The 13202-nt window shown below is 75.3% G+C and carries 11 protein-coding genes and 1 pseudogene; 10 read left to right on the top strand and 2 right to left on the bottom strand.

Annotated features, from left to right (window positions below):
- The first annotated feature begins 1127 nt into the window (after window positions 1–1127).
- Genes EAD89_RS04840 through EAD89_RS04795 form a run of 10 tightly spaced genes read left to right on the top strand, consistent with a single transcriptional unit; the run spans window position 1128 to window position 12066 of the window.
- Window positions 1128–2087, top strand: coding sequence for a hypothetical protein (locus EAD89_RS04840; RefSeq protein WP_121674889.1), 960 nt, complete (start codon window positions 1128–1130; stop codon window positions 2085–2087).
- Window positions 2084–3679, top strand: a complete 1596-nt coding sequence (locus EAD89_RS04835; protein ID WP_121656587.1) for a contractile injection system protein, VgrG/Pvc8 family — start codon at window positions 2084–2086, stop codon at window positions 3677–3679. The genes EAD89_RS04840 and EAD89_RS04835 overlap by 4 nt, the downstream gene beginning before the upstream one ends.
- The gene (locus EAD89_RS04830) at window positions 3679–4017 is read left to right on the top strand and encodes a hypothetical protein (RefSeq protein WP_121674888.1); all 339 of its coding nucleotides are present in this window, start codon (window positions 3679–3681) and stop codon (window positions 4015–4017) included. Before EAD89_RS04835 ends, EAD89_RS04830 begins: the two co-directional genes overlap by 1 nt.
- Window positions 4014–4448: a GPW/gp25 family protein gene (locus EAD89_RS04825; protein ID WP_121656585.1), complete on the top strand. Its 435-nt coding sequence runs from the start codon at window positions 4014–4016 to the stop codon at window positions 4446–4448. Before EAD89_RS04830 ends, EAD89_RS04825 begins: the two co-directional genes overlap by 4 nt.
- Window positions 4445–7123, top strand: coding sequence for a putative baseplate assembly protein (locus EAD89_RS04820; RefSeq protein WP_121674887.1), 2679 nt, complete (start codon window positions 4445–4447; stop codon window positions 7121–7123). The genes EAD89_RS04825 and EAD89_RS04820 overlap by 4 nt, the downstream gene beginning before the upstream one ends.
- Complete coding sequence (locus EAD89_RS04815) at window positions 7104–7619, top strand: phage tail protein (protein ID WP_121674886.1); 516 nt, start codon at window positions 7104–7106, stop codon at window positions 7617–7619. The genes EAD89_RS04820 and EAD89_RS04815 overlap by 20 nt, the downstream gene beginning before the upstream one ends.
- Window positions 7616–8545 carry a hypothetical protein gene (locus EAD89_RS04810; protein ID WP_121674885.1) on the top strand — a complete coding sequence of 310 codons (930 nt, stop codon included), beginning with the start codon at window positions 7616–7618 and terminating at the stop codon, window positions 8543–8545. Before EAD89_RS04815 ends, EAD89_RS04810 begins: the two co-directional genes overlap by 4 nt.
- A complete protein-coding gene (locus EAD89_RS04805; protein WP_121674884.1) occupies window positions 8542–9003 on the top strand; it encodes a hypothetical protein in 462 nt (153 codons plus the stop codon). The genes EAD89_RS04810 and EAD89_RS04805 overlap by 4 nt, the downstream gene beginning before the upstream one ends.
- Window positions 9004–9022: 19 nt before the next feature.
- Window positions 9023–9778 carry a hypothetical protein gene (locus EAD89_RS04800; protein WP_121656478.1) on the top strand — a complete coding sequence of 252 codons (756 nt, stop codon included), beginning with the start codon at window positions 9023–9025 and terminating at the stop codon, window positions 9776–9778.
- 50 nt (window positions 9779–9828) lie between these two features.
- On the top strand, window positions 9829–12066 hold the full coding sequence (locus EAD89_RS04795; protein ID WP_121674883.1) for a hypothetical protein: 2238 nt from the start codon (window positions 9829–9831) through the stop codon (window positions 12064–12066).
- 25 nt (window positions 12067–12091) lie between these two features.
- On the opposite strand, the gene EAD89_RS04790 is transcribed toward EAD89_RS04795, so the two are convergent.
- Window positions 12092–12985: a PmoA family protein gene (locus tag EAD89_RS04790; RefSeq protein ID WP_121674882.1), complete on the bottom strand. Its 894-nt coding sequence runs from the start codon at window positions 12983–12985 to the stop codon at window positions 12092–12094.
- Window positions 12982–13202 (bottom strand): annotated as a pseudogene (locus EAD89_RS04785) (hypothetical protein); the annotation flags it as partial. The gene EAD89_RS04790 and the pseudogene EAD89_RS04785, both read right to left, overlap by 4 nt.

Below are 13202 nucleotides of genomic sequence, written 5' to 3'. Positions count from 1 at the left end.
GGGCCAGCCCGACTGCGCTTTCGCCGTGGGTTCGCTTCGCCGGACGGGCCGGGTGCGGCGGCGGGGTCGACCGGGCCGACGGGATCGGGCGCGTCGGGTGCCCGTTCGGGGCTTGGTGGATCGGGACGACGGGCTGCTTCCGGCGCTGTCGCGGGGATGCGCGGGGACGGGTCGCCGGGATCTGGGCAGGTGGGGGACGTCGTCGCGTCATCCCGGCCGATGATCCGCCCCGCGGTCCCCGGCCGACTCCACCCGTCGGCGGTCCCCGGCCCCTTCCACGGCCGGCCCGAACACCCGCCAGCTCCTCCGCTCCCCACGTTCGACCCGCGTGACTCGGGCCGGATGTTGGAAGATCTCGGCCCCTCCAGGGGCACTTCCCCACCAGGATCTACTGTCGGATCCGAGTGCGCGGCGGGTGAACGGGACAGAGGCCGGTCCACGGCGGGCGGGGCCGGGCACTCGACGGGAACCAAGCGCCCCGGGACGGGCAGCGACGGCTTCGAGGCCGACCGGAACGGTTCCAGGGCCGACCGGAACGGTTCCAGGGCCGGCCGGAGCGGGTCCGAGGCCGCCGCGAACAGCTTCGAGGCCGACGGGGACAGATTCGAGGCCGGCCAGGGCACGCGAGGCCCCGGCCGGAACGGGTTCGAGGCCAGCCGGCACGGATTCCAGGCCAGCCGGAACGGGTTCGGGGTCGGTCTGGGCGGGCTCGGGACGGACGGTGGTCGAGCGGGACGGCCGGACGTGGGTTCGTCGGCCGGCGACGAGCCGCGTGGGCGGCATCCGGGCGAGGCCGACGGGCGAGCCGGCTGGACGGGCCCGACCGGTGCCGAACTCGCGACGGCCGGTGGCCCGGCGGACGTGGCCCGCGCCGCCGGCAGCGGACCCTGGCCGGCACTGCCCGACGATCCGGCGTGGCCCGGGCACCGGCCCGACAGGACAGCGGCGACCACCGGCGGGGCGTGGACGGGTGGGTCGGGGCGTGGTCCGGCCGGCGGAGGGTGGTCGGCGGTGACCGGCGATCTGTGGCCGGCGCTGCCCGACGACCGACTGCTGTGGACGGTGCCCGGGGCGGCGCTGAACGCTGACGATCCGGGCCGGCTGGATCGGGAACAGGCGGGCGACTGATGGAACGCGTCGCCTTCCTCATCGACTCCTCCGGCGAGCGGGTGGACTGCCTGCTCAACCCGGAAACCGTGCAGGTGACCCGGCTCGCCGGGGTACGCCATCGGGCGGCCGCCGGTGGTCAGCTCACCGGGGCCGGGCTGGCGGACGACCCGCTGGTCTTCACCGGCGGCGGCCGGACCGAGCTGGTGCTCGACCTGCTCTTCGACGTGGATTTCGTGGAGGCGCAGGTCCGTCCGGCGGACGTACGGGTGCTCACCCGTCCGTTGTGGATGCTGGCGGAGAACTCCACGGCCGAGCACGGGTGGCTGCGTCCGCCGCTGGTCCGGCTGGTCTGGGGCAAGACCTGGAACGTGCCCGGCGTGATCATCGCGGTCGCCGAACGATTCGACGCGTTCACCGGCAACGGTTCGCCGCGTCGCTCCTGGCTGCGGTTGAAGCTGGTCCGGGCCGCCGAGACGGCCGATCAGGCGGAGGCCGGCTTCGCCGAGGAGCTGGCCGCGGCGAGCACCCCGACCGCCGCCCCGGGCAGCGCGGTGGTCGCCGCCGGTGACGGCGCCGCCGAACCCGGCCGCTCAGGGGTGCGCTTCGATCTGCTCGCCAACGACGCGCTCGGCTCGCCGCTGCGCTGGCGGTTGCTGGCCGAGCACAACCGGATCACCGATCCGCTGGCGGTCCCGGCCGGCGCCACCCTGGCCGTCCCGCCGACCGGGGGCGCTCCGGCGGGCGCGTCCACGGTGGCGGGCGCGGTGGCCGGGATGGCCCGGGCGGTGGCCGGCGCGCTGGGTGCCGGCGCGTCCTTCGTGGGCGCCTCGATCGCCACCGCGCCCGCGGCCTGGGCAGCGACCGGAACGACGACCGCCCCCGCACCCACCGGCACCAGCCCGACCGGCGTGAGTCCGGCCGGCACCAGCCCGGTCGGCACGAGCCCCGGCGACGCCACGCCGGGAGGCGCGCCGTGACCAGCGTGGCGCCCCGGGCGCTGACCGTGCTGCTCGACGGCGTCGAGTTGGCCGGCGCGGCCCGCCAGCGGGTCCGCTCGCTGCGGGTGGCCGCCCGGCTCGACCAGCCCACCCAGGCCGAGCTGGTGCTCGCCACCACCGCCGGCAGCGGCGCGTTCGACCCCGCGGTACGGCCCGGCACGGCACTCGAGGTACGGCTCGCCGAGCATGCCGACGCGCTGTTCACCGGGGAGGTCACCTGCGTGGAGGTCGAATACGCGGCCGACGGCGCGGCGGTGCTGCGCCTGCGGGCGTACGACGCGCTGCACCGGCTGCGCAAGCGACAGGGCCTGCGGGTGTTCACCTCGGTGACCGCCGCCGAGCTGGCCCGGGAGGTGTGCGGCGAGGTCGGACTGACGGTGACGGCGGAGACCGACGGGCCGCGGCTGGAACGGCTGCTCCAGCACCGGCACAGCGATCTGGAGCTGCTGCGGGAGGTGACCGGTCGGGCCGGGCTGCACCTGGCCGCCGACGGCGACGCGGTTCGGCTGATCACCCTCGCCGGGTACGGGGAACCGGTCACGTTGGCCCTCGGCGCGGGTGTGCACACCCTGCGGCTGGCCACCAACCTGGATCGGGCCAGCGGCGCCAGCGCGGCGCTGGGCTGGCATCCACAGCGGGCCGAACCGATCAGCCAGCAGGCCGACGAGGCGCGCTGCGGCCGCCCGGCCGGTGACCGGCCCGACCCGGCCGACGTGGGCGCCGACGGGGTACGCACCGCGGTCGACCAGCCCGGCCGCAGCGACGACGAGCTGGCCGCGTTGGCCCAGGCCCGACTGGACGGGCGCGCCGCCGCGCTGGTCACCGCCGAGGGGGTGGCCGAGGGTGATCCGGCGTTGCGGCCCGGCCGGCGGATCGACCTGACCGGCGTGCCCGACCCGGTCGCCGGGGCGTACGTGCTGACCGAGGTGGTGCACACCGTCGACGGCAACGGGCACCTGACCCGGTTCTCCACCATGCCACCGGCCGGGCCGCCCGACGCGTCGAGCGCCGGCGCGGTGGTCACGCTCGGAACGGTCACCGACGTCGCCGACCCGGACGGGCTGGGTCGGGTACGGCTGACCCTGCCGGCGTACGGGGACCTGGACGCCGGGTGGCTCGGCGTGCTCTGTCCCGGTGCCGGGCGCGGCAAGGGCCTCGTCGCGCTCCCCGATCCCGACGACACCGTGCTGGTGGTGCTGCCCGGCGGTGAGCCGGCCTCCGGCATCGTGCTCGGCTCGCTGTTCGGGGCCGTCGAGCCGTACGACGCGGGCATCGACGACGGCCGGGCCCGCCGCTGGACGCTGCGTACCGCCGGAGGGCAGTCGATCGTCGTCGACGACGTCCAGCGCAGCCTACGGCTCGGCACCGAGGGCGGCAGTTGGCTGGAGCTCACGCCCGACCTGGCCACCCTGCACGCGGCGACCGACCTGGTGATCTCCGCGCCCGGCCGGGCCATGGTGGTCCGTGCTCGCAGCGTGGATTTCCTGCACGCCGAGTCGACCGAGGACCCGACGACCGCGGCGGAGCGGGCCCGCACGCTCGCCCGCGCACACCACGAAGGAGGCGGCTGATGCGCTGGATCCACCGCGACTCGGTGATCACCTGCGACCACGACGGCCGGGTCGAGAACCGGCCGTCGCAGCGGTGGGTGACCGTCACCGGCGTGCCGGTGCTGGTCGACGACGACCCGGAGGGACGCAAGATCGTCGCCTGTCCGAACTACGGCCCGACCATCAAGCCGTGCACCAGCACGCTGACCGTCCGGGTCGGCTACAGCGACTGGCTGCGGGTCGACGGGCACCGGGTGGTCCTCTCCCACCTGGAGGGGTTCACCAACGGCACGCCGCCGGGGCTGGTCCACCACACCGTGCGCGACCCGCGCCAGCGGTTCCTGGAGGCGGACCGGTGAGGGCCTTCCGTTTCGTCGGCGCCGGCTTCGACGCGGGGCGCAGCGGCGGCCTGGCGCTCACCGCGGCCGGCGGCCTGGCCATGACCGAGGGCGACGAGACCGTACGCCAGGCGCTGTTCCTGCTCTTGTCGACCACGCCCGGCGAGCGGCTGATGCGACCCGGGTACGGGTCCCGGCTGCACCGGCTGATCTTCGCGCCCAACGACGACACCACCGCCGGGCTGGCCATCCACTACGTGCGGCAGGCCATCGCCCGCTGGGAGCCCCGGGTCGAGGTGATCGACGTGGACGCCGGCCCGGACCCGGACGACGCGTGGCGGCTGGTGATCCGGCTGGACTACCGGGTGCGGGCCAGCCTGACCCCCGGGCAGCTGATCTTCTCCGTGGACCTGCTCCCCCTCGACGAACCGGCACCGGGAGGACCGTCATGACGCTGCCCGTGCCGCACCTGGACGACCGCGCGTTCCTCGATCTGGTCACCGAGGCCCGCGAGCGGATCCGGCAGTCCTGCCCGGCCTGGACCGACCTGTCGGCGCACGACCCGGGCATGGCGCTGGTGGAGGCGTTCGCGCACCTCACCGAGGTAATGATCTACCGGCTGAACCAGTTGCCGGAGAAGGCGTACGTGTCGTTTTTGAACCTGCTCGGGGTGGCCCGGCACGCGCCCACCGCGGCCTGGGCGGACGTCCGGTTCACCCGCAGCGGCGCCGACCGGGGCGTGGTGCGGATCCCGGCCGGCCTGCGGGTCGCCGCGGCCCGGGGCGCCGACCCCCGGCCGGTCGTGTTCGTCACCACCGAGCCGGCGCTGCTGCCCGCCGACGAGACCTCGGTGACCGTGCGGATGCACCACTGCGAGCCGGTCGAGGCGGAGCTGCTCGGCATCGGCACCGGTCAGCCGGGCCAGGTGCTGCGGGCGGCCCGGGCCCCGCTCGCGCACACCGCCGAGCCGCTGGACCTCCTGCTCGGGGTGGAGGTGCCCGCCGGCACGGTGGAGCTGGGCGCGGCCGCGCGCGAGCACGACGGCCGCACGTTCGAGATCTGGCGGCCGGTGGACAGCTTCGCCGGGCTCGGCCCGCACGCCAAGGTGTACCTGGTCGACCGTTGCTCGGGGACGGTCACCTTCGCCCCCGCCCTCGACCTGCGGCCCCCGGCCACCTCGGGCGGGGGCGCGCCGCCGGACCCGGGGGACCTCGCACCGGGTGCGGCGGCCGGCGCCGGCGATCCGGCGCCGTCGCCGGTGACCGTGGCGGCGGTGCCGCCGGCCGGACGGCAGGTCCGGCTCTGGTACCGGGCCGGCGGCGGGCCGACCGGCAACGTGGCCGCCGGCACGCTGACCAGCCTGCGCGACCCCCTGCCCGGCGTACGCGTCGACAACCCCGGGCCGGCGGCCGGCGGTCGGGAGATGGAGGCGCTGGAGTCGGTGCTGCTACGCGGCCCGTACGAGTTCTTCGCCCAGCAGCGCGCGGTCACCGCGCGCGACTTCGAGGTGCTGGCCACCAGCTCCGGCGCGGTGGCCCGGGCCCGGGCGTTCACCCGCGCCGCGGTGTACAGCTTCGCGCGGCCGGGCGAGGTCGAGGTGGTGCTGGTGCCGTACGTGCCGGCGGCGGCCCGGCCGGGTGGCCGGCTGCCGGTGGCGGTGCTGCGCGAGCACGAGGTGCCCGAGGCTCGGCGTCGGGTGGCGACGGACCTGGAACAGCGGCGGATGCTCGGCGTCCGGTCGCGGGCGACCTGGGCCCGGTTCAAGGCGATCTCCGTGCGGGCCCGGGTGGTGGTCCGGCGGGAGGAGGACGTGGACGCGGTCCGCCGACGGATCCACGACCGGCTGCACCAGACGCTGAGCCCGCTGCCCACCGCGCTCAACCCGACCGGCTGGCCGTTCGGCGAGCCGCTGCGGGCATCCAACGTGTACCGGCTGCTGGAGCAGGCCGAGCCGGGCGTGCGCTACGTCGAGTCGGTGCGGTTCGTGGTCGACGAAGCGCCCGACGCCGAAGTCCGCGCCCTCGCCGTCGACCAGTACCAGCCCCGCACCTGGTACGCCGGGCGGGGCGCGGTGCTGTTCCGTTCCAGCAACGCGGGCGCGGGCTGGGAGCCGACCGGTCGCTTCGACGGCGAGACGGTGCTGCGGGTGGCGCCCGCCCCGGCGCCGGCGCGGCCGGGCATCGTGCCGCGTCCCGGCTCGGTAGCCGTGGTCACGCTGCGCGCCTCCGGCGGCTGCCGGGTGCACCTGAGCACGGACCTCGGCGAGACGTGGTCCCTGCTGACCGACCTCGACTCGCGGATCTCCGACGTGGCCTGGCTGGACCGCGACGGCGCGGGCGCCCTGCTGGTGGCCACCGACACGGGCCTGTACGAGGTGTCGCTGCTGCCCGGCGCGGTGCCGTTGCAGATCCTGGTCGACCCGTCCGACGCCGACCGGGGGTTCTACGCGGTACGCGCGTTCGTCTCCGAGCGGGGCGCGCCGGGCGTGGCGGTGGCCGCGCAGGCCGGTTTCGGCGTGTACCTGTCGACGGCGGGCGGCCGGCCCGGCAGCTTCGCGCACGTCGGCCTGTCCAACGTGGACAACCGGGTGCTGGCGGTGCAGTACGACGGCCCGGCCACGCTGCTGTGGAGCGGGGCCGGCGAACCGGACCCGAAGAAGCCGGGCCAGGGCTGCCACCGCACCCGGCTGTTCGAGTCCGACGTGCAGTGGCAGTCGGTGCAGAGCGGCTGGATCGGCGGCACCTGCCGGGATCTGGCGTTCGCCGGCCCCCTCGCGGTGGCGGCCACCCAGAGCGGCGGGGTGCTGCGGCTGGACACCCTGGGCGCCCAGCCGCAGTGGCAGTCGGTGTCGGTCAACTGCGGGTTGCCGCTGCGCGACCGGACCCGGTTCGAGCCGGTGGACGCCATCGCGGTCAGCGGCGGTGCGGCGACCAGCGGCGAGCAGGCCGAGCGGCTGTTCCTGGCCGGCGGCGGGCGCGGCGTCTACCGCAGTGCCGGCGCGGTGGACTGGACCGCCAGCGCCAACCAGGCCACCGCCGACGTGGTGACCGTCCCCGACACCTGGCTGCTCTGCTCCGGCGAGCACGACATCGAGGTGGTGCGGCAGGATGCGACGCTCGGCGATTGAGCGGCTGCTGCCCGCCGCCTACCAGCGGGCCTGCGTGCCGGGCAGCGTCCTGTGGGCGCTGCTGGAGGTGATGGAGGGCCTGCACGCCCCGGACGAGGCGATCCTCGCCGAGGTGGACGCCCTGTTCGACCCGTACCGGGCGCCGGACGGGCTGGTCGTGCAGCTGACCCGCTGGGTGGCGATGGACCACGTGGTGGCCTCGCCCCGCCCGGACGCCCCGCTGCCGCTGCCGGTGGGTCGGCTGCGTGACCTGGTGGCCAACGGCGCGCTGCTGGCCCGTTGGCGCGGCACCCCGTACGGGATGCGAAGGGCTCTCGAACTGGCCACCGGGCTGCGCGGTTTCGCGATCGACGAGCCAGCGGACCGGCCGTTTCACGTCGTGGTGCGGGTGCCGGCGGCCGCCGCCGGTCAGCTCGCCGTGATCACCCGCATCGTCGAGGCGGAGAAGCCCGCCTCCACCACCGCCGAGATCGTCGTCGCAGAGGAGCCGTCATGACCACCGAGTGGGCGGTCGTCGCCGCCGCCGAACAGTTCACCCTCGACCCGCGCAACATCGGCGAGCTGACCTTCACCGTCTCCAACCCGGGCAACGCGCCGGACACGGTGGTGTTCGACGTGGCGCCCGGCGACGGCTCCCAGCGGGCCTGGTTCACGGTGACCGAGCCGCAGCGGGTGGTGCCCGGGCAGGGCTCCGTCTCGTTCCTGGTCAAGCTCGCCGTGCCGGCGGGCACCCCGCCCCGGCGCTACGACATGACCGGGTTCGCGTACTCGGCGAACACCGCGCCGGAGGAGAGTTCCCGTTCCAGCGGCCGGGTCACCTACGAGGTGCGGGCGGTCGCACCGCCCCGGCGTACTCCGTGGCTGTGGATCGCCGCGGCGGCGGCGCTGGTGCTGGTGGTGGTGACCGTGGGGGTGGTGCTGCTGACCCGCGGCGGTGAGCCCGCCCCCGGCGAGCCGCAGGTCGTCACCGTCGAGGCGGAGAGCCTGGTGGACGCGGCGGTGGTGGAGTCTCCACGGACCAGCGGGGCGGTCGTGGGGGCGCAACCGAACTGCTGCGGCGTGACCTGGTCGGGGGGCAAGCAGCTGTTCTTCCAGGGGCTGGCCATCGGCGACCAGGTCACCGTGACGGTGCAGATCCCGGCGGACGGCACTTGGCGCTTCGCGGCGGTACGCACCACCGCGCCCGACTACGCCAACACCGTCTTCGCCATCGACGGCGCCCAGGTCGGCGGGGCGTTCCTCGGCTTCACGCCGACGGTGCGCACGACGGAGTTCCTGGACGTCGGCACGGTCCGGCTGACCAGGGGCCCGCACCGGGTGACCCTGGTGGTGGTGGGCAAGACGCAGGGCACCAACCGCTACTTCGCGGGTGTCGACGAGATCCGGTTCACCGAGGTCGCGCCGCCGGCCGCCGCGCGATGAGCGGGCGGCAGAAGGCGCTGCTGGGGCTGCTCGCCGTCCTGCTGGTGGCGCTGTTCGTGGTCGCGGCCGGCACGGGCCGGGACGACCGGGGTGACCCGGGGGCCCGGCACGGGCTGGTCGAGCGGCTGGGTGCGCTGGGCGGTGAACGGTCGGCGGTGGACCCGGCCACGGTCAGCGCCGACTGCGCCGAGCAGCCCGGGCAGCTGGTTTTCTCCGGTAGCTGCGTGGTGCGGGTCGCCGACCCGGGTGGACTGCGCACCCTGGTGCTGCGCAGCGCGCGGCCGTTCACGGTCGTCGCGCGGGCGCCCGGCGACGCCGACCTCACGATTCGCGACGAGGTCGAGCCGGCCCCGGACGGCACCGGCGCGGTGGCGAAGGTCGCCGTCGACGAGGCCGCCGAGGTGGCCGTGATCTGCCCCGGCCTGGGTGCCTGCACGGTCACCGTGGCCGCGTCCTGACCCGAGAGAAGGTGTCGCCGTGGGTGATTTGCGCAAGCCGTTCCTGCTGCTGGCGATGCTCGCCATCGTCCTGGCGATCGGGGTCGAGCTGGGCGCCGGGCTGCTGCTCGGGGGAGCCGACGCCAGCGCGGCGCTGGCGGACAGCGCCGGCGGGCTGGACGTGGAGCTCGACGACGTGTCCGGGGTCAGCGAGCCGTCCGGCCGGGGCACCGGCTACCTGGCGTTGATCGACGCGGTGGCGGTCTGGAGCACCGGGCTGTTCTGCCTGGGCCTGCTGCTGCCCGAGCGGATCCAGGGCCGGGTGCAGGGTCTGGCCAGCCTGATCTTCTCGATCATCCTGATCATCGTCGGCCTCTTCGCGTTGATCATCGCGTTCGTGGAACTGATGATCATGGTGTCGCTGTTCCTGGCGGCGCCGTTCGGCACGCTGGCCTACCTGGCCCTGTGGGGGTTCTTTCCGGTCGGCGAGGCGGCCGTGCTGCTGGGATTGGTGCTGCTGCTCAAGCTCGTGTGGGCCGGGCTGCTGGTGCTGGCCCAGCCGCGTTTCCTCCAGAACAAGGGCCTCGTCCTGCTGATCCTCACCACCCTGCTCTGCACGGTCGTGCTGGAGTTCCTGCACAACCTGGTGCCGGTGATCCTGGTCAGCATCGTCGACGACGTGGCGGCGCTGGTCTTCGCGGTGGTCGCCATCATCTGGGGGCTGGTGCTGTTGATCGGTTCGATCCCGGCGATCGTCAAGGCCGTCCGGGTGACCGCCGCGCTGCCCACCCGCTGACGTTCGCGGTACCGGCAACGCCCGGGTGGATTGTCTGTGACCCTGACGGCGTGGACAGGAGGCCGCCCCGCGACGCCGTGGAACTGCGCGTGCACGGCATCTCCGGAGTCACCGCCGAGCGGATCCTCGATCACCCGAACGTGGTCCGCGTAGCCGGGGACACGCACGCAGGCTTCTTCCGCCCCCGACCGGGCAGCGGCGTCGCCGGTGGGGCCACGGCCGGAGTCGCCGTCGAGGCGTACCGCTGGGGTTCGTTGACCGCCGGCGCGGCGGTACGGACGGCCTCGATGTTGCTGCTGCTGCCCTTCATGCTGAGCAACCTCGCGATCTGGCTGCGACCGCCGGGGCCCGACCGGTGGGGCCTGCTCAGCATGCTGTGTCGGCTGCTCGCCGGCACCCTCACGGCCACGTTCGTCCTGGCCATCGTGGGGGTCACCCTGGACCTGATCGGCTGGCAGTGCGTGCCGTACCCGGGGTGCCGCGCCAGCCGTCCCTACCTGGCCTGGCTCTACGCCCTCCCCTCCGGCCCCCGCCTGGCCCTGCTGTCGGTCGTTCCACTGTTGGCGCTGCGGGGCGTCTGGGTCATCGGCACCCGCTCGGCGCGGGCCTTCGAGGGGTTCGGCCCGTCATCGGCGCAGCCGCCCACCGGCGGCCGGACCGAGAGCCTCGCCGACGCCGGCTTCTGGCACGACGAGCACACCACCGGTTGGCTGCGTCAGATCCACGTGGCGCTCGGCCTCGGGACGGTGAACGTCGCCCTGCTCGCCGGCGCCTCGCCGGGCGGGTTCGGCGTGCCCGGTCACGTCGTGCTGTTCGGGCTGGCCGTCGGGCTGCTCGTTTTCGGCGTGGTCCTCCTCGCGCTGCCCGTGCCGGCCAGCCCGGCGGGGGCCCGGCGGTTTCTCCGCCCCCTGTGGGTGGGCACCGCGGGGGTGAGCGTGCTGTGCCTCGGCTCCGCCACGCTCGCCGGCGCGGCACCGTCCGGCTCCGGCAAACTGCCCGGGTACGAGGGCATCGCCGCCGGGGTGGTCGCCGTGCAGGGTGTGCTGCTCGTCGTGCTGACCGTCGTCACGTACGCCCGCCAGCGTGGCGCCCACTCCGACGAGCGCCCCTTCCTCCGCGGGCTCGGCACGCCGATCATGGCAGCGTCGGCGGTGAGCGTCGGCGCGGCCTTCACCGCGACCCTGGTCTACCGCCTCGCGGACGCCCTCGACCACGGCGACATCCCCGATCCGATCCGGCCCAACCCGCCGATCGTCGGTCCGCTGGAGCCGCCGGTCGCCTACTGGTGGGCCGCGCTCGCCGGGCTCGCCGCGCTGCTGATCGGCGCGGCCACGACCTCGGGCACCCTCCTGCTGAGCCGACGGCGACGACGGGGGCTGGCGGCGCGCATCATCGAACGGGACTACCCGGACGTGCGGGCGGAGGACGCACACCGGCTGCGCCTCGTTCAGGAGACCATCGCCCGCGCCCGGGTGACCGAGGAGCTGGGCCCGGTGCTGATCGCGTTCCTGGTGATCGCGTCGCTCGGGCTGGCCACGGTCACCTTCGACGTGATCGGGATCGGTCCCGCCCAGCTCGCGGCCCGCCTCGGTGGACAAGGGGGTGCAGCGGCGGTGTTCGCCGCCTACGTGACCGACGCGGGCGTCTGGGTGATCAGCCTGCTGGTGATCTGCCTCCTGATCCTCGGGTTCCGCGCGTACCGGTCGCCGCAGTCCCGGCGGGTGGTGGCGATCCTGTGGGACCTCGGCACCTTCTGGCCCCGAACGGTCCACCCGCTCGCGCCGCCCTGCTACGCCGCCCGCGCCGTCCCGGAGCTGGCGAAACGGATCACCGGGCTCGCCGCGCACGAGCCGGTCGTCCTCTCCGGGCACAGCCACGGCTCGGTGCTCGCCGCCGCCACCATCCTGCAGCTACCGCCGTCCGTGCTGGCCCGGGTCTCGCTGTTGACCTACGGCTCACCGCTGCGGCGCACCTACGCCCGGCTGTACCCGGCGTACCTGGGGCCGCAGACGCTCGGTGACCTGGGCGAGCGGATCGGGTGGCGCTGGCGCAACCTGTGGCGGGACACCGATCCGATCGGCGGGCCGATCTTCCCCCGGGCCGCGGACACGCCGCCGTCCGGCGCCGGGCCGGCGGCCGGCGACGTCGACATCCGGCTGCGCGATCCGCGCAGCCTGACCATCGACCCGGCCGACACCGTGCCGCCTCCGATCGAACGGCACTGGCCCTACCACACCCAGGCCGCGTACCAGGTGGCGGTCCGCGAGCTGACCGAGCGATCCCGCTGACCGCGCCGGGGCGTCCACGCGGCGGTCACGGCATCGTTCCGACCAGTGCCGCGGCCCGGTCCCGGTCGAGGGTTCCGTCGGCCACCAGCACTCCGTACCGGCCGTGGCGGCTTCCGCCGGCCGGCACCACGGCCGGGTGGTCGAACGCGAACGCCACGCAGACCCCCGGATACATCCCGGTCCGCACGAACCACCGGTCCCCCGGGCCGAGGCCGGTGAAGACCAGGGTGTACGCCCCGCCGCCCGATGCGGTTCCGGCCAGCGCGAGCCACGGCGCCGCGCTGCCGTTGACCGTCTCCTCCCCGGCGGCGTCGACGGTGAACACCGCCGCCTCCCCGTCGGCGGCGGCCCGCCAGAAGAACCCCCCGTAGCCGGCCCCACCCGGGCGGCCGTTGGTGGCCGGGCTGCCCAGGCGCACCTCCCGGTCGGCCGGGGCGGTGAGGACGGTGTCCAGGTCGAGCCGCCAGGCGTCCGGCGCGACCATCGACGCGGCCACCCACCGCCGCTCGGTCAGCAGCACCTGGCCGGCCCGGTCACGCCACTGGAGGTCGTGCGCGTACCGGCCCGGGGTCCGCTCGACCTCGCCGGTGTGCGCGATGACGCCGTGGTCGTCGCGCCAGGTGTAGCCGACGTCGCGGACGTAGGTGCGTCCGCCCCAGAGGTTGCTGCCGTTGACGTCCTGCACCGCCAGGGAGGCGCCGAGGTGCCACACGTGGTCGGCGGGCAGCGCGTCGGTGACCACCGTCCCGCCGAGGGTGCGCACCGGGTGCAGGTAGGGCCGGGGCCCGTGCCGTTCGTCGAGCGCCGGGGCGAGCACGTACCGGGCCACCTCCGTGCCGCCGACCAGCAGCCGGGCCGGCTCGTCGCTTGCGGTGGCCGGGCTGGGGTCGGTGCCGCCGGACGGTCGCCCGGTTGTCACGGCGCCTTCCCTTCGGCGGCAACCGCCCGGCGGCGGGCGACGGCGTGCAGGGCTGCCACGGTGTAGCCGACGAGGATCGGCACCGCGACCGGGGTGATCAGGACGGCGAGCAGCCCGGCCAGCGCGGTCACCCCGCTGAGCGCGGCCCAGCGGGTGGGCGCGTCGAGGCAGGCGCGCGCGGCGGACCGGGCCGCGGCCCGCCACCGCCCGCCCCCGT

Origin of the sequence: Micromonospora sp. BL4, from assembly GCF_003667505.1 — a bacterium.
GTDB lineage: Bacteria > Actinomycetota > Actinomycetes > Mycobacteriales > Micromonosporaceae > Micromonospora.
This window is presented reverse-complemented; position numbering and strand designations above follow the sequence as displayed.

Excerpts from the sequence above, each read along its gene's own strand:
- EAD89_RS04820 (WP_121674887.1), top strand. The coding sequence starts at position 4,445 with ATGACGCTGCCCGTGCCGCACCTGGACGACCGCGCGTTCCTCGATCTG.
- EAD89_RS04810 (WP_121674885.1), top strand. The coding sequence starts at position 7,616 with ATGACCACCGAGTGGGCGGTCGTCGCCGCCGCCGAACAGTTCACCCTC.
- EAD89_RS04830 (WP_121674888.1), top strand. The coding sequence starts at position 3,679 with ATGCGCTGGATCCACCGCGACTCGGTGATCACCTGCGACCACGACGGC.
- EAD89_RS04805 (WP_121674884.1), top strand. The coding sequence starts at position 8,542 with ATGAGCGGGCGGCAGAAGGCGCTGCTGGGGCTGCTCGCCGTCCTGCTG.
- EAD89_RS04840 (WP_121674889.1), top strand. The coding sequence starts at position 1,128 with ATGGAACGCGTCGCCTTCCTCATCGACTCCTCCGGCGAGCGGGTGGAC.
- EAD89_RS04815 (WP_121674886.1), top strand. The coding sequence starts at position 7,104 with ATGCGACGCTCGGCGATTGAGCGGCTGCTGCCCGCCGCCTACCAGCGG.